The 20,862-nt window shown below is 74.4% G+C and carries 17 protein-coding genes and 1 pseudogene; 10 read left to right on the forward strand and 8 right to left on the reverse strand.

Annotated features, from left to right (window positions below):
- Positions 1-201 precede the first annotated feature (201 nt).
- Both ACFWIC_RS10015 and ACFWIC_RS10020 read right to left on the reverse strand, forming a co-directional pair.
- Positions 202-1,296, reverse strand: a complete 1,095-nt coding sequence (locus tag ACFWIC_RS10015) for a substrate-binding domain-containing protein (protein ID WP_355408976.1) — start codon at positions 1,294-1,296, stop codon at positions 202-204.
- A gap of 339 nt (positions 1,297-1,635) precedes the next feature.
- On the reverse strand, positions 1,636-2,721 hold the full coding sequence (locus ACFWIC_RS10020) for an AraC family transcriptional regulator (protein WP_380517471.1): 1,086 nt from the start codon (positions 2,719-2,721) through the stop codon (positions 1,636-1,638).
- 212 nt (positions 2,722-2,933) lie between these two features.
- Between ACFWIC_RS10020 and ACFWIC_RS10025 the strand changes: the two genes are divergently transcribed.
- Entirely contained in the window at positions 2,934-3,848 is a 915-nt protein-coding gene (locus ACFWIC_RS10025) for an MBL fold metallo-hydrolase (protein WP_380358185.1), read from the forward strand.
- 88 nt (positions 3,849-3,936) lie between these two features.
- Here the strand turns inward: ACFWIC_RS10025 and ACFWIC_RS10030 are convergent, their stop codons facing one another.
- Together ACFWIC_RS10030 and ACFWIC_RS10035 are read right to left on the reverse strand one after the other, a co-directional pair.
- Positions 3,937-4,776, reverse strand: coding sequence for a hypothetical protein (locus tag ACFWIC_RS10030; RefSeq protein ID WP_380517474.1), 840 nt, complete (start codon positions 4,774-4,776; stop codon positions 3,937-3,939).
- Positions 4,777-4,910: 134 nt separating this feature from the next.
- Positions 4,911-5,696, reverse strand: a complete 786-nt coding sequence (locus ACFWIC_RS10035; protein ID WP_380517477.1) for an NAD(P)-dependent oxidoreductase — start codon at positions 5,694-5,696, stop codon at positions 4,911-4,913.
- Positions 5,697-5,767: 71 nt separating this feature from the next.
- Here ACFWIC_RS10035 and ACFWIC_RS10040 point away from each other — a divergent pair, with 71 nt between their 5' ends.
- Together ACFWIC_RS10040 and ACFWIC_RS10045 are read left to right on the forward strand one after the other, a co-directional pair.
- On the forward strand, positions 5,768-6,664 hold the full coding sequence (locus tag ACFWIC_RS10040) for a LysR family transcriptional regulator (RefSeq protein WP_380358179.1): 897 nt from the start codon (positions 5,768-5,770) through the stop codon (positions 6,662-6,664).
- Positions 6,665-7,136: 472 nt separating this feature from the next.
- On the forward strand, positions 7,137-11,033 hold the full coding sequence (locus ACFWIC_RS10045) for an amino acid adenylation domain-containing protein (RefSeq protein WP_380517480.1): 3,897 nt from the start codon (positions 7,137-7,139) through the stop codon (positions 11,031-11,033).
- 176 nt (positions 11,034-11,209) lie between these two features.
- Here the strand turns inward: ACFWIC_RS10045 and ACFWIC_RS10050 are convergent.
- The 3 genes and pseudogenes from ACFWIC_RS10050 to ACFWIC_RS10060 form a co-directional block, all read right to left on the reverse strand.
- Positions 11,210-11,548: pseudogene (locus tag ACFWIC_RS10050) on the reverse strand (ArsR/SmtB family transcription factor); the annotation flags it as partial.
- On the reverse strand, positions 11,545-11,988 hold the full coding sequence (locus tag ACFWIC_RS10055; RefSeq protein ID WP_329875623.1) for an SRPBCC domain-containing protein: 444 nt from the start codon (positions 11,986-11,988) through the stop codon (positions 11,545-11,547). The pseudogene ACFWIC_RS10050 and the gene ACFWIC_RS10055, both read right to left, overlap by 4 nt.
- A gap of 103 nt (positions 11,989-12,091) precedes the next feature.
- The gene (locus ACFWIC_RS10060) at positions 12,092-12,466 is read right to left on the reverse strand and encodes a hypothetical protein (RefSeq protein WP_380358168.1); all 375 of its coding nucleotides are present in this window, start codon (positions 12,464-12,466) and stop codon (positions 12,092-12,094) included.
- 362 nt (positions 12,467-12,828) lie between these two features.
- Between ACFWIC_RS10060 and ACFWIC_RS10065 the strand changes: the two genes are divergently transcribed.
- The gene (locus ACFWIC_RS10065; RefSeq protein ID WP_329951742.1) at positions 12,829-14,481 is read left to right on the forward strand and encodes a ubiquinol-cytochrome c reductase cytochrome b subunit; all 1,653 of its coding nucleotides are present in this window, start codon (positions 12,829-12,831) and stop codon (positions 14,479-14,481) included.
- Between the two features lie 80 nt (positions 14,482-14,561).
- Here ACFWIC_RS10065 and ACFWIC_RS10070 read toward each other — a convergent pair whose 3' ends face one another.
- Complete coding sequence (locus ACFWIC_RS10070) at positions 14,562-14,975, reverse strand: cytochrome C oxidase subunit I (protein WP_329875617.1); 414 nt, start codon at positions 14,973-14,975, stop codon at positions 14,562-14,564.
- 330 nt (positions 14,976-15,305) lie between these two features.
- Between ACFWIC_RS10070 and ACFWIC_RS10075 the strand changes: the two genes are divergently transcribed.
- From ACFWIC_RS10075 to ACFWIC_RS10100, 6 genes are all read left to right on the forward strand, one after another.
- Positions 15,306-15,743, forward strand: a complete 438-nt coding sequence (locus tag ACFWIC_RS10075) for a hypothetical protein (protein WP_355404557.1) — start codon at positions 15,306-15,308, stop codon at positions 15,741-15,743.
- Positions 15,740-16,837, forward strand: coding sequence for a polyprenyl synthetase family protein (locus ACFWIC_RS10080; protein ID WP_380517485.1), 1,098 nt, complete (start codon positions 15,740-15,742; stop codon positions 16,835-16,837). The genes ACFWIC_RS10075 and ACFWIC_RS10080 overlap by 4 nt, the downstream gene beginning before the upstream one ends.
- Before the next feature lie 126 nt (positions 16,838-16,963).
- The gene (locus tag ACFWIC_RS10085) at positions 16,964-17,632 is read left to right on the forward strand and encodes a cupin domain-containing protein (RefSeq protein ID WP_329875611.1); all 669 of its coding nucleotides are present in this window, start codon (positions 16,964-16,966) and stop codon (positions 17,630-17,632) included.
- Positions 17,629-18,858 (forward strand): hypothetical protein, encoded by a 1,230-nt coding sequence (locus ACFWIC_RS10090; protein ID WP_380517488.1) that lies wholly within the window; start codon positions 17,629-17,631, stop codon positions 18,856-18,858. Before ACFWIC_RS10085 ends, ACFWIC_RS10090 begins: the two co-directional genes overlap by 4 nt.
- Positions 18,855-19,988, forward strand: coding sequence for a hypothetical protein (locus ACFWIC_RS10095; protein WP_380517491.1), 1,134 nt, complete (start codon positions 18,855-18,857; stop codon positions 19,986-19,988). The genes ACFWIC_RS10090 and ACFWIC_RS10095 overlap by 4 nt, the downstream gene beginning before the upstream one ends.
- A complete protein-coding gene (locus tag ACFWIC_RS10100; protein ID WP_380517494.1) occupies positions 19,985-20,839 on the forward strand; it encodes a hypothetical protein in 855 nt (284 codons plus the stop codon). The genes ACFWIC_RS10095 and ACFWIC_RS10100 overlap by 4 nt, the downstream gene beginning before the upstream one ends.
- Positions 20,840-20,862: the final 23 nt, after the last annotated feature.

The raw sequence follows: 20,862 nt of genomic DNA on the forward strand, positions 1-20,862 counted from the left end.
GTGCTCGCGACGTGGTCGTGTCGCGACGGGGCGCGTCCGACCCGGCGGTGCCCGCGACGCGGCGGTGCTCGCCGGGGTGCTCGCGCGGTCGGGGGTGCCGGTCGGCGGGCGAGCGGCCGGGCCTCGGGCCGGCGCTCCCCGGTGGGCCGGGGAGCGCCGTGGCGGTTCGCCGGAGCCGGTCGGACGGCCCTGCGGGAACTGCTAGTTGATGCCGGCGGCGGTGCAGCCGGCGGCGTAGTCCGCGGTGCAGATGTCGGCGGGCTTGTAGAGGCCGTCGGCGATCACGGTGTCCTTGATGTTCGCCTTGGTGACGATCTTGGGCTGCAGCAGCTTGGCCGGGATGCCCTTGTCGGTCTCGCTGTCCACCGTGGTGGAGGCGACGGCCTTGACGTCCTTGCCCTGCAGCAGGCTGACGGCCAGTTCGGCGGCGTTGTCGGCAAGCGGCTTGTAGGCCTTGTAGATGGTGTAGGCCTGGTCACCGGCGACGATCCGCTGGACGGCGTCGAGGCCGGCGTCCTGACCGCCGACCGGGACGGTGATGCCGGCCGCCTTGAGCTGGGTGATGATGGCGCCGGCCATGCCGTCGTTGGCGGAGTAGACGGCCTGGAAGCCGTCCTTGCCGAGCTGGGTGATGGCGGCGCCGGTCTTCTGGCCCGCGACGGTGGGCTTCCACTCGCCGGACTGCTCGTAGACCACCTTCTTGATCTTGCCGTCGAGCACCTTGTGGGCACCGGACTTGAAGAGGGCGGCGTTCGGGTCGGCCTCGTCACCGTTGATCATCACGATGTTGGCGTCGGCGGCCCTGCCGCCGAGGGCGTCCAGCAGGGCCTGGCCCTGGAGCTCGCCGACCTTCTCGTTGTCGAAGGAGACGTAGGCCGCGACCGGGCCGGTGGCCAGCCGGTCGTAGGCCACGACCTTGACGCCCTTTCCGGCCGCCTCCTTGACCCACGACTGGGTGGACTTGGCGTCGAAGGCGTCGAGGACGATCACCTTCACGCCCTCCGCGATCAGGGTGTCGAACTGCTGCTTCTGCTTCGCGGCGCTGCCCTCGGCGTTGCTGTAGCGGACCTTGCAGTCCGGGCAGAGGGCGGTGACCTTGGCCTCGATGAACGGGCGGTCGAAGGACTCGTAGCGGGTGGAGGATGCGTTCTCCGGCAGGAGCAGGCCGATGGACTTGGTGTCCCCGGAGCTCGCGCTGTCCTTCTTGTCTCCACCGGCCTTGCCGCAGGCGGCCATGGACAGGGCCAGTGAGACCGCGGCGGTGCCGACGAGGACGCGACGCATCGTTGCGTTCATGGGGGGTGCCTCCGTGACAGGTGCCGCAGCGCTGCGGCGAGGTGGGAGGAGTTAACCCGGCCCCGTCAGCTGGCGTCAATAAGTAAATTCAAGCTCTCCTCAATCCCGACTCTTTCGTTATCTTCATGAACGCCCACTCGGGATTGAAACCTGGAGATTCCTCCGAGTCGAGCTATGACAGGACATGACAGAACGGACGAATCCCTCCAGAAAATGGGCCCCACCTGGTACGGACCTGAGGGAAAGCCGAGCGGAGCGCGCACGGACCGAGCCCGAGCGACCATCCGAGGCCCTCTTGACAGGAACAGGGCAGGTCTACTCAAGCGTTCAAGAGTTTGATCAACCGTCAGAGAGAAGGGGCGACGTGCGAGCCCGGTAGCGGCCGGGCGTCGTCCCGAAGAGCCGGTTGAAGGCGTGCGAGAGCGCGTACGGGGTCGCGTATCCGACCCGGCGGGCGATGACGTCCAGCGGCTCGGCGGTCTGCTGGAGCAGCGCCGCCGCGCGCGTCATCCGCCACCAGGTGAGGTAGGCCATCGGCGGACGGCCGACCAGCCCGGTGAACCGCCGGGTGAGGGTGGCCCGGGAGACCCCGGCGTGGGCGGCGAGGTCCTCGGTGCTCCAGCCCCGCGCAGGGTCCTCGTGCAGGGCCCGCAACGCGGCGGCGACGACCGGGTCACCCAGCGCGGCGGACCAGCCACCGCCCCGCGCCCCCGACGGCCCCGGCCCTCCGGTGGCGGCCGGACCGTCCGGCGCCCCGGCTCCGCCCCCGTCGGCAGCACCACCTGCACCGCCCGCACCACCTCCACGGCCCGGACCGGCGCCGGGCGGCCCGGCCAGCCAGGCGCGCACCATGTAGACCAGCAGCAGGTCGATCAGGCTCGGCACGGCCAGCGCCGCACCGGCCTCGTCGGCGGCCAGCTCTCCCCCCAACAGGTCCACGGCCGAGCGCAGTTGCGGGTGGCCGCCGACCCGGTTCGCCAGGTGGACCACGTCCGGGAGTTCCAGCATCAGCGGGTGCGTCCGGCTGTGCTCCAGGCGGTACTTGCCGCAGAGCAGCTCGACCGCCGCCCCCGTCCCGGAGCCGGGGGCGGACTCGTACGAGGCGGCGGGGCCGAGCGGCGGCACCGGCCGTCCGGGGCCGAGCAGCCGGTCGATCGGTACCGCCCGCGCCGCCTCGGCCGGCTCCAGCGGCGCGCTCGCGAGGACGTGGCCGGTCCCGTGCGGCAGCAGCACCGCGTCACCGGCGCCCAGGGCCACCGGCGCGCCACCGTCGGGCAGCAGCCAGCAAGCGCCCTCCAGCACCACGTGGAACCCGGCCCCGTCGTACGGGGGGATCCGGGTGGACCACGGTCCGACGACCCGCAGCCGGACCGAGGAGGGCCGGCCGATGCGCACGGCCGCGATCGCGTCGCTCACCACGTCCATCCGGTCATCCTACGGTGGCCGGCCACGCACCTGTGAGCCGATCGCGTATCCGATTGATCTTCTGAAGCATTGAGCCGCTCAGCCGGCGCCTCCTAGGCTCGACACCGGCGGCGTACGGAAGTGGCGCCCTACGAACCAGCCGCACAGCTGTACAGCTGTGCGGCTGAACAGGTGCACAACCACACGGGTGCACAACGACACGGGGAGGAACCATGGAGCGGATCGTGCTCGGCGACGCCGAGATCATCAGGGTGGTCGAGTGGGAGGGGCCGTTCGTCCCGGCGCAGAGGATCGTGCCCGGTCTGCCGGCCGGGGAGTGGGAGCGGAACGCGGACTGGCTGGCCCCCGACCACTGGGACCGGGCCGGGGACGACTACCGGGGGGCGCTCCAGACCTGGGTGGTCCGCCACGGCGGTCGGACCGTCCTGGTCGACACCAGCGTCGGGGACGGTCGGCAGCGCCCGCACAGCCCGCACTTCCACGACCGGCGGAGCGACTTCCTCGACCGCCTGGAAGCGGCCGGGGTCCGTCCGGAGGACGTCGACGTGGTGGTCAACACCCACCTGCACGCCGACCACGTCGGCTGGAACACCGTCGCCCGGGACGGCGAGTGGGTCCCCGCCTTCCCCAACGCCACCTACTACCTGCCGGCCGCGGACCACGCCGCGATCGATCCGGACGGGCCGGAGTCGGGACCGGCCCCGGCGGACGCCGACGCCCGGGTCTGGCGGGAGGAACGGCGGCTGATGTTCGCCGACAGCATCGCGCCGGTCGTCCGCTCCGGACAGGCCGTGCTCTGGGAGGGCGGTCACCGGCTCGACGAGGCACTCACCCTGGAGCCCGCGCCGGGTCACACCCCCGGCTCGTCGGTGCTGCGGCTCGCCTCACGCGGGGAGCGGGCGGTGTTCGTCGGCGATCTGCTGCACAGCCCGGTGCAGTTGCTCCACCCGGCCTGCAACAGCTGCTTCTGCGAGGACCCGGCCCGGGCCGCCGCCAGCCGGCAGCGGGTGCTGCAACGCGCCGCCGACACGAGGGAACTCGTGGTCCCCGCCCACTTCGCGGGCGCGGGCGCCGTCGAAGTACGGCGTGCGGGAAGCGGATTCGCGGTCTCCCGTTGGGCCGCCTGACCGGCCCGGGATCAACCGGGCTCCGCGAGCAGCAGCGGCGTCTCCCCCGCGGCACCGCCGTCCGGGAACCGCCACTCGCCCCGAACGGCTACGGCCGCTCGAAGTACTGCACCACTCCGCCGGCCGAGAAGCACAGCGCGCCCGCGAAGGTCCCCCAGTTCGCGATGTCGGTGTTGACCGGGCTCCCGGTCTCCGGACGGGTGAACGCCGCCACCGCCGAGAGCAGGAAGAGCACGGACCCGATCTGGTTGACCAGCACGATCCACCACCCGATGCCGCGCGCGTGCACGCACCAGCGGCCGTGGCAGACCTCGACCAGCGCGAGGTGTCCCGAGATCAGGAACAGCACGCACCCCACCATGTCCGGGGCCCAGACCAGCCGGTCCGCCTGCCGGACCGAGAGGCCCTGGAGGAAGGAGTCCAGCAGGTTCACACCGAACACCAGGGTCCCGGCGAACAGGACGAACGTGCTGAGCCAGTCGATCCGCTGAGGTTCGTAGCTCCACCAGCGCCAGGCCCGGGTGACCGGTGCATCCGTCCCACCGGAGCGGCGCGGGGCATTGACCGCCTGGAGCAGCGAGGCGTAGCCGCCGGTGTTGAAGAACAGGCCTCCCACGAAGAAGACCGAGGCGATCGCCGTCGGGCCGACGTCGGTGACCGCCGCGAGGAGGGCGCCGAGCGCGAACAGCCCGCCGCCGATCACGAACGCGACGGCGGCGACGGTGTTGAGTGTGCGCAGGCGGTGCAGTGCCCGGCCGTCCGCACGGTGCGGCGCCCCCTCGGCTCCCGACTCTGCCAGCGTCCTGAACACACCGCGTTTGCGGGCCGGCCGGGATTCCCAGACCGCCAGGCCGCCCTCGGCCCTGCGCCAGGTGACCCGGGTCGTGAACGGTCCAGCGCCCTCGGCGCGCTCGTCGCGGCGAACCATGGCACGAGCCTAGACCGGAGCGGGCCGTCACCCGCCCTGCGCGGCAAGGCGTGTCCCGACCGGAGTGCGGGAGGAACCACCGGCCTGCCTCCCCGGCCCGGCCACCCGTCCGGCGGGCCGGGCGGCCGGGCTTGTCAGCCGGCCCGGACCGCGTCCACCCAGCGGGCGAGGTCCTGTTCGGCGAGTTCGGGGTGGTCGAGCAGCCGCTCGCGCACGGCGGTCAGGACGGGCCCGCCACCGGCCAGCGCGAGGTCCTTGGCGGCCAGCCGGACCGGGAAGTCGGCGTCGTCGGAGCGGGCCCGGCCGACCGCACCACCGAGCGGTCCGCTCGCCAGCGCGCCCAGGGCCAGTTCCTCCGGGAGGCCGAGCGAGTCGGCCAGGGCGAGTGCCTCCGCCACCACGGCGACTCCCCCGATCACCGCGCCGATCACCACCAGCTTCAGCGCCGCGCCCGACCCGGGACCGCCGCAGTGCACCACCGAACCGAGCGTCTCCAGTACCGGCCGGACCCGGTCGAGGTCGGCGGGCTCCCCGCCCGCCAGCACGGTCAGCCCGCCCGACGCGGCCGGGCCGACGCTGCCGAGCACCGGCGCGTCCACCAGCCCCACGCCGTCCGGCAGTCGTCCGCGCAGGGCGGCCACCGCCGCCGGACCGACGGAGGACATCTCGGTCCAGATCGTGTCGGGCACCAGTTCCCCCACGAACCGCTCGGCCACCGCCGCCAGCGCCTCCGGGTCGGACAGCATCGTGACGACGACGCCCGCCCCGCGCACCGCCTCCGCCGGATCGGCGGCCTCCGGGAGCCCCTCGGCCCTCCCGGGCGTGCGGTTCCACACCGTCAACGGGTAACCGGCGTCGGCGAGTCGGCGGGCCATCGGTCGACCCATCCGGCCGAGGCCGAGAAATGCGATCTTCTCCATGGCCTCCACGCTAGGAACCATCGAGCCAGGCGACAAGCGAATGTCTCGCATGGTAGCCATGCGGAATGGACATGGCCTGGCTCGAAGTCTTCCGCACCGCCGCCCGACTGGGCTCGTTCACCGCCGCCGGCGAGCGGCTGGGGTTCACCCAGTCCGCGATATCCCGTCAGATCTCCACCCTGGAGGCCGAGTTCGGTGCGCCGCTCTTCGACCGACTGGCCCGGGGCGTGCGACTCACCGAGCACGGACGCACCCTGCTGCCGCACGCCGAGGCGCTGCTGGAGCGGCTGGACGGCACTCGCCGCGACCTGGCGGCGCTCACCGAGCTGAACCTCGGCAGGCTGCGGGTCGGCGCGTTCGACAGCGCCAACGCGGCGCTGGTCCCGGACGCGCTGGCAGCCTTCCGGGCCGCGCACCCGCTGGTCGGGGTCTCGCTCACCGAGGGGCTCTCGTCCGCCCTGCTGGACCGGCTCCGGGACGGCGCGATCGACCTCGCGCTGGTCTCCGCCTATCCCGAACACCCTTACGACACCGAGCTGTTCGACCTCCGCCCGCTGGTCGACGATCCGGTCCTGGTGGCTCTTCCACCGGACCACCCGCTGGCGGGCCGCGCGTCGGTGCAGCTGGCCGAGCTCGCCGGGGAGCACTGGATCGCCGCCAGTCGGCGGGCCGAGTCGACCCTGCTGGCCGCCTGCGTGCGCAGCGGCTTCCGGCCGCGGATCGAGTACGAGGTGGCCGGGTGGCCCGCCAAACTCGGCCTGGTGGCCGTCGGGTTGGGTGTCACCCTGATCCCCGCCCTGGCCGCCCGCGCCGCCCGGCCGGACGTCGCCCTCGTCCCGCTCCACCCGGACGACACGCCCGTCCGCCTGGTCCGCACCGCCACCCTCAGGGACCGGTCGGTCCCGCCGGCGGTCACCGCCTTCCTCGGCCACCTCGCCGCGGCGGCGGAGCCCACCACCCGGGGCTGACCGCCCGACCCGGACCGGAGCCCCGGCCGGGGTCCTGCGCTCCGGTCGGCGGCGCAGGGTCGGCAGGGGGCCGGTCCCCGCGCCGCCGTCCAGCGGCAGAGCGCCCGCTCCGCAGTGCCGACCAGGACTTCGACCACCTCCTCGACCGGCAGGGCGCGGCCGGTCCGGAGCCGGCGGACACCGGACACCGGACACCGGACACCAGACACCGGACGGCGAGCGGGCGAGCAGGGACGGGGCAGGGGCCGGAGCAGGGACGGGGCACCGGTCCCGGCGCGGGGCCGGAGGCCCGGGACGGGGGCGGGCGGAACCGGGCCCTGCCCGGGCCGGTGCCCGACACGGGCCGGGCACCGGATCGGGCCAGGAGGCGACCGCTGCCCCAGGCGTCCGGGACGGCGGGCGGCGGACCTTGGAAGCCACGCCCGGCCCGCGCCGGGCGCACCGATCCGCACCCACCCACGGGAACCCCCTCATGACCGCACAGTCCGCCCTGTCCGCCGCCCTCCTCGACGCCCGCCGCTCCGTCTGCCTGCCCGACCTGCTCCGCGCGCAGGTGGCCGCCCGGCCCGACGCCACGGCCGTGACCGGCGACGGCGGCCGGCTCAGCTACCGCGAGCTCGGCGAGGCCGCCGGCGCCCTCGGGGCCCACCTGCACCAGCTGGGTGCGGGCGCCGACGACTGCGTCGGCCTCTACACCGAACCGTCCCTGGAGCTGATGACCGGCGTCTGGGGCATCCTCTGCGCGGGCGCCGCCTACCTGCCGCTCTCCCCGGAGTACCCGGAGGAGCGGATCCGCTACATGATCGAGTCCAGTGGCACCAGGGTGATCGTCGCTCAGGACCACCTGCGGCACCGGCTGGCCGGGCTGGCCTCGCCGGGCGTCCGGATCGTCACACCCGCCGACCTCCGCGAGGCCGCCGGCACGCACCCCATCCCGCACCAGAGCCGGGGACCCGGCGACCCGGCCCCCGGCCCGACCCCGGACGCGCTGGCGTACGTCATCTACACCTCCGGCAGCACCGGCCGGCCCAAGGGCGTGATGATCGAGCACCACAGCATCGTGTCGCAGCTGCGCTGGCTGACCGACGCCGGCCACCTCGGCCCGGACACCACCGTGCTGCAGAAGACGCCGATGAGCTTCGACGCCGCGCAGTGGGAGATCCTCGCGCCCGCCGCCGGCGCCCACGTCGTGATGGGGGCGCCGGGCGTCTACCGGGATCCGGACGGGCTGATCGACGCGGTGCTGGAGCACGGCGTGACCGCCCTCCAGTGCGTCCCCACCCTGCTCCAGGCGCTGCTGGAGACCGAGCGGTTGCCCGGCTGCACCACGCTGCGCGCGGTCTACTCGGGCGGCGAGGCGCTCTCCGTCCGGCTCGCCCGGGCCCTCACCGCCGAGCTGCCCCGGGCCTCGCTGGTCAACCTGTACGGACCGACCGAGTGCACCATCAACGCGACCGCCCACCGGGTCGACCCGGAGGCCCTCGGCGAGGGCTCGGGTTCGGTGCCGATCGGCCTGCCGGTCGACCGCACCCGCTGCTTCGTGCTGGACGCGGAGCTGGCCCCGGTGGAGGTCGGCGCCACCGGCGAGCTGTACGTCGGCGGCGTCCAGCTGGCCCGCGGCTACCTGAACCGGCCCGACCTGACGGCGGAACGGTTCGTCGCCTCGCCGTACCTCCCGGGCGAGCGGCTGTACCGCACCGGCGACCTCGCCCAGTGGAACCCGGACGGCACCCTGCAGTGCGCCGGCCGGACGGACAGCCAGGTCAAGCTGCGCGGGTACCGCGTCGAGCTGGACGAGATCGCACTCGCGATCGAGGACCACACCTGGGTGCGCCGGGCCGCCGCCGTGGTGACCGACGACGCGCGGACGGGACACCGGAACCTGGTGGCCTGCGTGGAGCTGAACCCCAAGGAGGCGGCCCTGATGGACCAGGGCAGCCACGGCGGGCACCACCGGTCCAAGGCGAGCAAGCTCCAGGTGAAGGCGCAGCTGTCGAACCCGGGTCTGCGGAGCCCGGGTCAGCTGGCCGGCCGGCCGGTGGTCGGGCTTCCGGGGCGGCAGGAGAGCGGACGGCAGCGCCGGGAGGCGTTCGCCCGCAAGACCTACCGGTTCTTCGAGGGCGGCCCGGTGACCCGCGACGACCTGCTGGCCCTGCTCGCCGCCCCGCACCCTGCGGACCGGCCGGACCACCACCGGACCGCCCGCCGGGACGGCGGCGTGACCCTGGCCGAGCTGGGCGGGATCCTGCGGTGGTTCGGACAGTTCCACAGCGAGGAGCGGCTGCTGCCGAAGTACGCGTACGCCTCCCCCGGCGCGCTGTACGCCACCCAGCTGTACCTGGAGACGAACGGCTCCGAGGGCCTGGCCGCGGGCGTCCACTACTACCACCCGGTCGAGCACACCATGGTCCGGGTCGGCGACGCGGCCGACGGCGCCGCGCCCCTGGCCCTGCACTTCCTCGGCCGGCGCAGCGCGATCGAGCCGGTGTACCGGAACAACATCCAGGAGGTGCTGGAGTTCGAGACCGGGCACATGCTCGGTGTCCTGGAGGAGGTGCTGCCCGCGTACGGGCTGGCGGTGCGGCCGCTCGGTCACGAGCCGGCCGTCCGACGGCGGCTGGACGTCGCCGACGAGGACCTCTACCTGGGCAGCTTCACGGTCGTCCCGGAGGACGGTCGGCCGTACCGGGACGACACCGAGCTCTACGTCCAGGCCCGGCCGGGCCGGGTCGAGGGCCTTCCGGCCGGCACCCACCGGTACGAGGACGGCGGGCTGACGCTGATCTCGGACGAGCTGGTGGAGGCCCGGCACGTCATCGCGATCAACCAGCAGGTGTACCGGCGGGCGGACTTCGGCATCTCGGCGGTGAGCCGGGCGGCGGAGCCGTGGCTGGAGTACATCGGCCTGGGCACCCGGCTGCACCACCTGCAGCGCAACGGACTCGGCTTCGGGTTCATGTCCTCGGGCTACAGCTCCAGGACCGGGCACCCGCTGCCGGCCGCCCGGCGGCTGGACGCCGTCCTCGCGTCGTGCGGGATCGCGCCCGGGCCGTCGTACTTCTTCCTCGGCGGGCGGGTCAGTGGCGAGCAGATCCGCAGCGAGGGCATGCGGGAGGACGCCGTGCACATGAAGGGCCCTGCGGAGATGATCCGGGACGAGCTGGCCGCCGCGCTGCCCGACTACATGGTCCCCAACCGGGTGCTGGTCCTGGACGAGCTGCCGCTCACCGCCAACGGGAAGGTCGACGTCAGGGCCCTCGCCGCCGGCGAGCAGGTCCGGGACGCCGGAACGGGCGCGCCGTTCGTGGCGCCGTCGACGCCGACCGAGCGCCGGCTCGCCGAGGTCTGGGGCGCCGCGCTGAAGTACGAGGCCGTCTCACTGGCCGACGAGTTCTTCGCCGCGGGCGGGAACTCGCTGATCGCCGTGGCGCTGGTCAACCGGGTCAACCGGGAGTTCGGCACCCGGCTGCCGCTCCAGGTGCTGTTCGAGAGCCCGGGACTGGCCGGCCTCGCGGAGCGGATCGACCGCTCCGGCGCCGCCGGCGGTTCCGGCGGGCCGGCCTCCCGGCTGGTGCCGCTGCACCGCGGGGGCGCCGGTGACCCGGTGTTCTGCTGGCCGGGGCTGGGCGGCTACCCGATGAACCTGCGGCCGCTCGCCGGCCGGGCGGGCCGGCCGTTCTACGGCGTGCAGACGTACGGCATCAACCCCGGGGAGACGCCGTACCCGACGATCCGGCAGATGGCCGCCGCCGACGTGGCGGAGATCCTCCGGATCCGCCCGGAGGGTCCGTACACCCTGTGGGGGTACTCCTTCGGCGCCCGGGTCGCCTTCGAGGCCGCGTGGCAGCTGGAGCAGGCGGGCCGGCGGGTGGACGACCTGCTGCTGATCTGCCCGGGCAACCCGGAGCTGCGGAAGGCCGGCGGCGAGCGGTACGGACGCGAGTACTCCTACCGCAACCCGGCGTACCTGACCATCCTGTACTCGGTGTTCGCGGGCTCGATCAGCGGGCCGGGGCTGGACCGGTGCCTGGCCGAGGTCCGGGACGAGGACGGCTTCGCCGCCTTCGTCCACGGGCTGATGCCGGAGCTGGACTTGGAGGTCGTCCGCCGGATCGCCCGGATCGTCGGGGAGACCTACGAGTTCGACTACAGCTTCCGCGAGCTGGCCGAGCGGCGGCTGTCGGCGCCGGTGACCGTGTTCAAGGCCACCGGCGACGACTACTCGTTCATCGAGGAGAGCTCCGGCTACTCGGCGACGGCGCCGACGGTGATCGAGCTGGCCGGCGACCACTACGGCGTGCTGAAGGAGCACGGCGTCGGCGAGCTGGTGGCCGCGGTCCGGTCCCGGTCCGGGGGCCTGAACCGCTGACCCGCCGTTTCCCGGCCCGTCCCGGCCGGGCGGGACGGGCTGGGACAGGCCGGGCGGGGCGGGGTGGTTCAGCCGCGGGTCCGGTCCGGCGGCTGCGGCTCCGACACCGGCCCCGCGCCTCCCGGCCCTCCCGCGTCCGTCCCGGCGGACTCGGCCGCCTCCGCGGACTCCGCGGACTCCGCGGACTCCGCCAACAGCTTGATCCGCGCCAGCCGCCGGTCCCAGTCCGCCGCGAGCGAGGCCATCCACCGCGCGGTCGCGTCCAGCGCCTCGGGCCGGACGGCGTAGCGGACCTCGCGGCCGGCCCGACGGCCGGTGACCAGCCCGGCGGTGTCCAGGACGGCGAGGTGCTTGACCACGGCCTGCCGGGTGACGGGCAGTCGCCCGGCGAGCGTGGTCGCGGTCGCCTCGCCCTGGGCGGCGAGCAGGTCGAGCAGCCGGCGCCGGGTCGGGTCCGCCAGCGCGCCGAGCACGCCGTCGACGACCTCGGCGCCGCCGCTCCGCCGCTCCGTCACGCCGACCGCTGCTCGGCCCGCGTGCGGAGCGCGTCGAACACCTGGGGCCAGCCGCCGCTGTTGTCCCGGACGGCCTGGCTCCGCCGCTCCTCGGAGACGGCCAGGGCCGCGAACCCGCTCTCGACGACCCGCAGGCGGGTCTTGTCGCCCTCCTCGGTCAGGGTGAACTCCACCAGCGTGGTGTTGTCCTCGCGCAGTTCCTCGCCGGGGAACGCGCTGGCCCAGCGGTAGGCCAGGTAGGTCGGCGGCTCGACCTTCTCCACCCGCACGGGGAAGTCCCCGTACTCGGCGCTCCGCGCCACGGTCGACTCGCCCTCGCGCGCCACCGTGCCGGCCACGCTCTGCGCGTCCACCCAGAACCCGGGCTGGGCCACCAGTGCCCAGACCCGGTCCAGGGGGGCCGCGATCAGGGTCTCGCGCTCGATCCGGTCCTCGCTCATGGGATGCTCCTCCGTCGTCACCAGTGAATGCAACCCCATGGTTGCACCTGGCCCCGCCCGGGCGCAACCGGAGAGTTGCGCCCGGGCGGCGGAGCCGCACCGGTCAGCCCCACCACTGCTCCGGAACGGCGACCTCGTCGCGGGCCGGCCCGGCCGGGGCCTCGACGGCCCGCGCGGGGCCGGCGGTGACCAGCAGCTCGTCCCGCCCGGTCGCGGCCACCTGGTAGCCGGACTCCCGCAGGACCACGGCGACCGCACCGGTGACCGCCGCCCTGATCCCCTCGACCGGCGGCGGGTCGGCCCGCTCCACCTCGCCGGACCCGCCCGCCCCGTCGGCCGGGTCAACCGGCCGCCAGTCCACTACCACCCCCTGGGGGCGGTGACCGATCCGCAGGCCCGACGGCCCCCGTCCGGTGTCGAACCCGGCCCGGGCCAGGTCGGTCGTCACGTCCTCGAAGAGTTCCCGGTGATCCACCATTGGCGCAGCGTAGGCCCGCCGCCACGCCCTCCCCGGGCACGGCGCGCACCAAACGCTCCGGCGCCCCGGCACAGCACCCGGGCGCAGCATCCCGGCCGCCGGAGGCGACGGGGGACCCTCGGGCGAGCCGACACGAGCGGCCGGACGGGCCGATGGACGTGCACAGTCGGCGCGGTGCCGACAGCATGTCAGAGTAAGCGCTCCATCACTTTGAGCAACGGGGGCGGCGGGTCGGCGGATCCGCGCGCCGGCGTACCCGGCTCCCCCGCATCGAGAGGTCCGATGATCACATCACTCCGCCGGCCGGCAGCTCAGCGGCCGGGCGTCCAGGACGTTCCGCAGCGGACACCGGGGAGCCCGTCGTGAGAGCCGGTCAGCAGCCGAGCCCGGCACCGGCCACCAGCACCCGTGCGGCACCGGCCAACAAGGTCGAGGCGTTCGCCGACTGGGCCGACGGGCGGCTCGGCATCTACGCCCTGTCCAGGTCCAACCTGCGCAAGATCTTCCCGGACCACTGGTCCTTCATGCTGGGCGAGATCTGCCTCTACACCTTCATCATCATCATCCTGACCGGTGTCTGGCTGACGCTGTTCTTCATCCCGTCGATGGGCGAGGTCATCTACGAGGGCTCGTACGTGCCCCTCAGGGGCGTCCCGATGTCGGAGGCCTTCGCCTCGACGATGGAGATCAGCTTCGACCTCCGCGGCGGCCTGCTGATCCGGCAGATCCACCACTGGGCCGCCATCGTCTTCGTCGCGGCCATGTTCGTGCACATGATGCGCGTCTTCTTCACCGGGGCGTTCCGCAAGCCGCGCGAGATCAACTGGATGTTCGGCGCGCTGCTGCTGTTCCTCGGCATGTTCGACGGCTTCATGGGCTACTCGCTGCCCGACGACCTGCTCTCCGGCACCGGCATCCGGTTCATGGAGGGCGCGATCCTCGCCGTGCCGATCGTCGGCACGTACCTCCAGTTCTTCATCTTCGGCGGCGAGTTCCCGGGCGTGGTCATCATCCCGCGGCTGTTCACCGTGCACGTCCTGCTGATCCCGGGGATCATGCTGGGGCTGCTGGTGGCCCACCTGATCCTGGTCTTCTACCACAAGCACACCCAGTTCGCCGGGCCCGGCCGGACCAACAGGAACGTCGTCGGGATGCCGCTGATGCCGGTCTACATGGCCAAGGCCGGCGGCTTCTTCTTCCTGGTGTTCGGCGTCATCTCGGCCATGGCGGCGATCGCCACCGTGAACCCGATCTGGGCGTACGGCCCCTACCGGCCCGACCAGGTGTCCACGGACGCCCAGCCCGACTGGTACATGGGCTTCTCCGAGGGCCTGATCCGGATCATGCCGGGCTGGGAGATCGGGCTCTGGGGCCACACCCTGAACCTGGGTGTCTTCGTACCGCTGATGATCTTCCCGCTGGTGCTGGTGGCGATCTGGTCCTACCCCTTCCTGGAGGCCTGGATCACCGGCGACCGGCGCGAGCATCACATCGCCGACCGGCCGCGCAACGCCCCGGTGCGCACCGCCTTCGGGGCCGCCTGGATCAGCCTCTACCTGGTCCTGCTGGCCGGCGGCGGCAACGACCTGCTGGCCACCCACTTCCACCTGTCGATCAACTCGATCACCAACGCGGTGCGGATCGCGTTCTTCGTGGCGCCGGTCGTGGTCTTCGTCATCACCAAGCGGTGGTGCCTGGGCCTCCAGCGACGGGACCGGGAGAAGGTGCTGCACGGGCGCGAGACCGGCGTCATCAAGCGCCTCCAGCACGGCGAGTTCGTCGAGGTGCACGCGCCGCTGCCGCCCGGACGGCTGTACACGCTCACCTCGCACGACCAGCCGCAGCCCGTCGAGCTGCCGGCCGAGGTGGACGAGAACGGGGTGGCCCGCAGGACCGGGCTGCTGACGCGCACCCGCGCCAAGCTCTCCCGCGGCTTCTACGGCGGGGGCGGCCAGATCGCCAAGCCGACCGCCGAGGAGCACGAGGAGATCACCAGCGGCCACGGGCACCACTGACCCGGACGCCCCCGCGCGACCGGGGCCCGCCGCACACCTTCGGGGTGTGCGGCGGGCCCCGGTCGCGCAACCGGCGGCCGTCAGCCGTGCAGGGCCGCCGGGAGGGCGGCGAGCAGCGCCGCCGCCAGCGCCACGGAGAGGCAGACGGCCGCCCACCGCGCGCAGATCCGGCGGCACTCGGAGCGGTAGCGGGCGGCGAGCTGCCGGCACCGCTCGACCGCCCGGTCCACGACCTCTTCGGCGTACCGGAGGCGGTCGTCCGCGTAGGCGCGCTCCAGCGCCTCCCGGTCGTCGGGCGAGAGCCAGGGGAACCGGTCGGCGAAGGCCCGGGCGTCCCGTTCGGCCGCCGCCACCTCCGCCTCCCAGGCCAGGTAGCCCTCCAGCCGGGCGATCTCCACCCGGGCGTCCACCGCCTGTCCGCCCGCCTGCGGGCCCGTCGCCCGCCTGCCGGGACGCGCGTTCCGCGCCTTCGGCGGGCGCTCTCTGCCACCCATGACCGCTCCTCGTGCCGTCGTCGTCCAGCACCCCCCGGGCGCGGACCGATCCGCGACCACGCAACTACTACCAGTGACCGGAGGCGGTCGGCGCCAGACGCGCCGGGCCGCCGGCCGCCCGGCCCGCAGGGCACCGGCGCGCGGCGCACAACGCGCGCCGGGGAGGCTCCGGCGCACGTCGGCACGGGTGCGCACGGGCGCGGTGACACCGGAGGACCACGGACACGCTCCGCACATGGCCGTGTACCATCAGCCATCGAGACCGGCGCCCTGCTCCGCGTCGGCCCGGCCCGCCCCGGCCCGCCCGGGGCGCGAACCAGGAGGTCAGCCATGCCCGACGCCGGTCGGTTCAGCGAGTTGGGCGAGCAGGGCTCGCGCGCCGTCATGGAAGCCGCCGCCGTCCTGGAACGCGAGCTCTCCGCCGGACTGGCGGACGCCAAGGCGGCCACCGCCCGGCTGACCGGCGAGCACCGCGTCGACCAGGAGGAGTTCGACCAACTGGTCCGCCGGGTCTCGGAGAACACCCACCAGCTGATCGACGCGGTCAGCACCCGGGTGCTCGCGGCCACCACCGGCGAGGTGTCCGATCAGGCCGAGCGGCTCGCCACCAACGCGCACGACGTCCTCGACCTGCTGCTCAACCTGAGCAGCCTCGCCCCCGGCTTCGCCAACCGCACCATGCAGAGCGCCTTCGGTCCGCAGCGCGGGCCGACCGGCGGGGCCGGGGACGCCACCGGCGACGGCTCCTCCGCCCGGCCGAACGGGTGAGCACGGCGGCCGGTCCGACGGCCGTCGGGGCGCCGCTGGTCGAACGGGTCCTCGCCCGGTACCGCGAGCGGACCGTCACCGAGCTGCTCCGCCACATCCCCGAACAGAGCCCGCCGTACCTCTACGAGCTCACCGCCGACTACCCGGCCCGCCCGTGCAAGGGACTGCGCGCAGCGCTCTGCCTGGTCACCTGCACCGCGTTCGGCGGCTCCGCGGAGCGGGCGCTCAACCCGGCGGTCACCGTCGAGCTGTTCCACAACGCCTTCCTGATCCACGACGACATCCAGGACGGCAGCGAGCTGCGCCGCGGGTCGCCCACGCTCCCCGCCCGGTACGGCGTCGAGGTGGCACTGAACGTCGGCAACGCGACCAACCTGCTCGGACTGCGCCGGGTGATGGCCAACCGGCGGGCGCTCGGCGGGGAGCTCGCCTGGCGGCTGTTCGAGGAGACCGAGCTGATGTGCCGCCAGTCGCTGGAGGGACAGGCGCTGGAGATCGGCTGGATCCGGGACAACGTCTGCGACCTCACCGCCACCGACTACTACCGGATGTGCCTCAAGAAGACGTCCTGGTACACCTTCCTCTACCCGTGCCGCTCCGGCCTGCTGGTCGCCGAGGGGGCCTCCGCGGACGCGTCCCGGCTCGACCGGTTCGGCTGGTACCTCGGCGCCGCCTTCCAGATCCAGGACGACGTGCTCAATCTGGTCGGAACGGCCGAGGAGTACGGCAAGGAGATCGCCGGGGACCTCTGGGAGGGCAAGCGCACCCTCATGCTGATCCACCTGCTGGAACGCGCCACCCCCGCCGAACGGGCCCGGGTCGTACGGTACCTGAGCAGCACCCGGGCCCGGCGCGGCCCCGACGCGGCCGACGACGTCCACTGGCTGCTCGACCGGATGGCGGCGTACGACTGCGTGGCCGGCGCCCAGGAGGCCGCCGCCGGGCTGGTCGCGGCCGCCGAGCGGGAGATCGAGGGCATCGTCGCGGACCTGCCCGAACCGGCCGGCGAGGACGCCGACGCGGTCGAGCGGACCGTCGAGGCGCGGGAGTTCCTGCTGGCCCTGCCCGGATTCGTGGTCGCCCGCGGACGCTGACCCTTGCGCGTTCACCCACCCTGCGTAAGATCCACAAGGCCGGCCCCGGAGGACGGGAACCGGTCACAGGTCGGTCGACGTCACCGGGGATGACGTCGCTGCGGTCAACGTGGGGGTGGGTGGCCGATGTCCATAGAATCCGGGCTGCGCGAGCTCGAACGGCTCGCCGGGCGGCTACCGGCCGGGGTCGACCTGTACCGGCTCCGCCCGGACGGTCGCGTCCTGCTCGCCGACCGCGAGGGCGCACGGGAGTTGGGCCCGGACACCGTGCACGGGCCCGCCGGTGAGGAACTGCTCCGCTTCATCGACGAGGGCCAGTTCGCCCACTACCTGGTCGGCGACGCCAAGACCTCGCCCGAGCGGCCGTCGAACGCCACCTACAAACTCGGCATCGTCGCCCCGCGCAGCGCCTTCACCCCGCACGCCCACGGCGGTGAGCACCTGGTGCTCAGCCTCGGCCACGCGGCCTGCGGCCTGTACGACGCCGAGCGGCGCCGGGTGGTGGACGTCCCGCTGACACCCGGGCTGCTGATCCGGATCCCCGAGCTGATGCCGCACTCCTTCGCCAACCGGGGCACCGAACCGCTCAACATCCTCGCCGCCAACACCGGTTACGGCATCGATCACGAGGACTACGCGATCACCGCCGCCGAGGCGGAGCGCCGGCAGGACACCGAACTCGCCGAGGCGCTGCGGGCCGTGGAACGGGGACAGCAGGTGGGCGGGGTCAGCGCCCGCGAACGGCTGGCCGCCCGGCTGCGCCGCCTGGCGGCCGCCCTGGAGGTGCCGCGGTGATCTGCCCGCACTGCCGGCAGCGGCTGCTGCGGCGCGAGCGCACCGACCGCCGCTGCGCCCGCTGCCGGCGCCGCTTCGCCCTGGAACCGAAGCTCGACCAGGGCCTGACCGACCTCCGGCTGCGGCAGCACGCGGACCGGCTCACGGACGGCGGCCGGCTCGTCTGCACCACCGACCAGCTCCGCTGGTCCGTCGTGACGCGGCAGCTCCCCCGGGCCGAGCAGGCCCGCCCGCCGCAGGCCCCGCCCGAACCCACCGCCGACGCGGACAGACCGGGCTGCGCGACGGCCGGCGCCGTCGTCCCGCTGGCCGCCGCCGTCCTCTGGGCCGTCCTGGTGCCCGGGCACCGGCTCCTCGCCCTCGCGCCGGCCGCGCTCGGCCTCTGGTTCCTGTTCGGCCTGCTGGTCATCGTGCAGGAACGCCGCAAGCTCCCGCGCCTGCGGCGGGAGTGGCAGCGCTCGCACGACCGGTGGACCGAGCAGCTCCGGACGTGGCAGGACGAGCAGCGCCGCTGGACCGATCCCCTCCTGACCCCCGTCAACTGGACGGCCCGGCGGTTCCGGGACTCGGTCCTGGCCTCCTGGACGAGCACCTACGGCGCCCTGCCCACGGGCGTCGTCGACGACGCCGCCGTCCTGCCGGTCCGCCCGGCCGGCACCCCGGCTCTCGCGGTGCTCTGCCCGGACCCGACGGTGACGGCCTTCCTGCACGCCAACGACTTCCCCGGACGCCACCGCGCCCTGCTCGTGGGCCGTCCGGAGGAGATACCCGCCGGGCTGCCGGTCGTGGTCCTGCACGACGCCTCCCCGCAGGGCTGCCTGCTGGTCGCCGACACCCGCGCCGCGCTGCCCGGCCGCCGGGTCGTCGACGCCGGGCTGTCGGCGCGCACCGCCCTCGCCGGGGGCGAGCGGACGGTGCAGCTGTACGAACGCCGGCAGCGCGAGCCCCTCGCGGAACAGCTGGCGCGGCTCCCGGGACTCACCCGGGAGGAACTCGCCTGGTACACCGCGGGGCTGTGGAGCCCGATCGCCGCCCAGCCGCCCAAGCGGGTGCTGGCGGCGGCCGAGCAGGCCGCCGAGCGGGCCGTGGCGAAGACCTTCGACAAGCGCCCCGGCCCGGCCGACGAGCCCGCCGACGCGCGCGCGTCGGCCTCGGACCTCGGGTTCCTGAGCTGGCCCGACCGCCCGACGGACCCGGACACGGCGACCCCGGAGGTGCCCCGATGATCTGCCCGCACTGTGCGAAGAGCCTGCGCCAGCGCGAGCGCGGCGGGCACCGCTGCTCGTACTGCCGCAAGGACTTCGCCCTCGACCCGAAGTCCGAGGGCACCGGGCTCAACGACCTGCGGATCCGCAAGCTGACCGCCAAGCTCACCCTGGACGGCAGACTGGCCTGCACCGTCGGCCAGTTGCGGTACGCCCTGCAACGGCGCGGCCGGCCCGAGCCGACCTTCCTCGGCAGCCGGGGCGGCGGCTCGTGCCTGGGCGTGCTCGGGATCGCGGCCATGGTCGTCGGCCTCGCGCTGAACGGCTCGCTCACCGTGCTGCTGGCACTCGGCGGGATGGTCCTGATCGGCACCGGCGTCCGCCAGTTCTGGCTCGCCGACACGCCCGCGCCGCCCGCACCGGTCGAGCTGCGCTGGGACGCCGACGACTTCCGGCGCACCGTGGTCGACCGGTGGAAGAAGGTCTACGGGACGCTGCCGTCCGGGCTGGTGGAGGACGACCTCGTCCGGCCCGGCCCGCCGCCCGCCGAACCGGCGTTCGTCCTGCTCTGCCCGGACCGGACGGTGACCACCTTCCTCCAGGCCAACGACTACCCCCGCCGCCACCGCGCGCTGCTCGTGACCGACCTGCGCGCCGTCCCCGCGGGCCTTCCCGTGGTGGTGCTGCACGACGCCTCGCCGCAGGGCTGCCTGCTGGTGGCCGACGCCCGAGCCGCACTGCGCGGCCGGCGGGTCCTCGACGCGGGCCTCCCGGTCCGCACGGTGCTCGTCGACCAGGACAAGTTCGTCCTGCTGCGCGACCCGCACCGCTCCGAGGAGTTGCAGGCCCGCCTGGAGCGGACGGTGCCCGGACTCACCGGCGGCGAGCGCGCCTGGTTCGCCGAGGGCTGGTGGAGCCCGCTGGCCGCCCTGCCGCCGAAGCGGCTGCTGGCCGTCGCCGTCCGGGCCGCCGAACGGGCCGGCGGGCGGAGCACCGCCGGCGGCCCCGCCGGGATCCCGGCGCCCCGGCGGCCCGACCGGCCCGAGAACCCGATCGAGACCCGCCGGCGAGCTCTGGCCGTCGGCTTCCTGACCTGGCCCGAGGAGCAGCCCGGCCACGGGCCCGGGCCCACCCGGAAGGGCACCGCATGACCCTGCGTCCGCTGCTGGACGGCGCACTGACCCTCGCCGCCGAACGGGCCGGGGCGCCCGGCGGCCTGCGCTACACCGAACGCCAGCTCTACTACGAGCTGTGCCGCGTGCTCCAGCCGCTGCACGCCGGCCCGCGCCGGATCCCGTACACCCTGGCGCCACCGGTGCGGTACGGCCGGTTCGCCGCCGCCCTGGCCACTCGGCGTGACGAACTGCCGGGCCTGCTACCGCCGTTGGATCCCACAGCGGCCGTGACCCCCGGCACCCGGACCGCCGCCGAGGGCGACCTCTACGACTACGGGCTGCCCCGGCTGCTGGTCTGCCAGAGCCCCGCGATCGCCGCCATGCTGGTGGCCAACGACCTGCACCTGGAGGCCGCCTGCCCGATCGTCGCCGCCGACGGGCTGCCGCTCGACCCGCGGCTGACGGCGGCCCTGGAGCGGGCGGGCGACGCCGTGGTCCACGTGCTGCACGACGCCAGCCCGGCCGGGCTGGCCTGCTTCGAGCGGGTCCGGGCGGAGTACGGCAGCGGCGGCGCGGTGGACGGGCCCGCAGGTGTCCGGGTCCGCTCGATGGGCCTCGTCCCCCGGCACGCCACCGCCCTCCACCTCACCACCGGCCGCGGCCCGCACGCCTACCGGGGCCTGCTCCCCGCCGGGCTGCGCCCCGAGGAACGGGCCTGGCTCGGCGGCGGCCGGACCGTGGAACTGGCCGCCGTCGGACCGGCCAGGCTGCTGCACACCGTGATCCGCCAGGTCCGGGGCGGCGCCACCGGCCCGCGCCGCACCCCGCTGCGGAGCCGGGTCCGCACCGCCCGCGAGGCCGGCTTCCTCAGCTGGCCCACCCCCTGACCGACCGACCCGCCCCCCGACGT

The organism is Kitasatospora sp. NPDC127035 (genome assembly GCF_042726075.1).
GTDB lineage: Bacteria > Actinomycetota > Actinomycetes > Streptomycetales > Streptomycetaceae > Kitasatospora.

Excerpts from the sequence above, each read along its gene's own strand:
- ACFWIC_RS10095 (WP_380517491.1), top strand. The coding sequence starts at position 18,855 with ATGATCTGCCCGCACTGTGCGAAGAGCCTGCGCCAGCGCGAGCGCGGC.
- ACFWIC_RS10020 (WP_380517471.1), bottom strand. The coding sequence starts at position 2,721 with ATGGACGTGGTGAGCGACGCGATCGCGGCCGTGCGCATCGGCCGGCCC.
- ACFWIC_RS10025 (WP_380358185.1), top strand. The coding sequence starts at position 2,934 with ATGGAGCGGATCGTGCTCGGCGACGCCGAGATCATCAGGGTGGTCGAG.
- ACFWIC_RS10045 (WP_380517480.1), top strand. The coding sequence starts at position 7,137 with ATGACCGCACAGTCCGCCCTGTCCGCCGCCCTCCTCGACGCCCGCCGC.
- ACFWIC_RS10030 (WP_380517474.1), bottom strand. The coding sequence starts at position 4,776 with ATGGTTCGCCGCGACGAGCGCGCCGAGGGCGCTGGACCGTTCACGACC.
- ACFWIC_RS10015 (WP_355408976.1), bottom strand. The coding sequence starts at position 1,296 with ATGAACGCAACGATGCGTCGCGTCCTCGTCGGCACCGCCGCGGTCTCA.
- ACFWIC_RS10040 (WP_380358179.1), top strand. The coding sequence starts at position 5,768 with ATGGCCTGGCTCGAAGTCTTCCGCACCGCCGCCCGACTGGGCTCGTTC.
- ACFWIC_RS10100 (WP_380517494.1), top strand. The coding sequence starts at position 19,985 with ATGACCCTGCGTCCGCTGCTGGACGGCGCACTGACCCTCGCCGCCGAA.
- ACFWIC_RS10060 (WP_380358168.1), bottom strand. The coding sequence starts at position 12,466 with ATGGTGGATCACCGGGAACTCTTCGAGGACGTGACGACCGACCTGGCC.
- ACFWIC_RS10055 (WP_329875623.1), bottom strand. The coding sequence starts at position 11,988 with ATGAGCGAGGACCGGATCGAGCGCGAGACCCTGATCGCGGCCCCCCTG.
- ACFWIC_RS10070 (WP_329875617.1), bottom strand. The coding sequence starts at position 14,975 with ATGGGTGGCAGAGAGCGCCCGCCGAAGGCGCGGAACGCGCGTCCCGGC.
- ACFWIC_RS10085 (WP_329875611.1), top strand. The coding sequence starts at position 16,964 with ATGTCCATAGAATCCGGGCTGCGCGAGCTCGAACGGCTCGCCGGGCGG.
- ACFWIC_RS10035 (WP_380517477.1), bottom strand. The coding sequence starts at position 5,696 with ATGGAGAAGATCGCATTTCTCGGCCTCGGCCGGATGGGTCGACCGATG.
- ACFWIC_RS10075 (WP_355404557.1), top strand. The coding sequence starts at position 15,306 with ATGCCCGACGCCGGTCGGTTCAGCGAGTTGGGCGAGCAGGGCTCGCGC.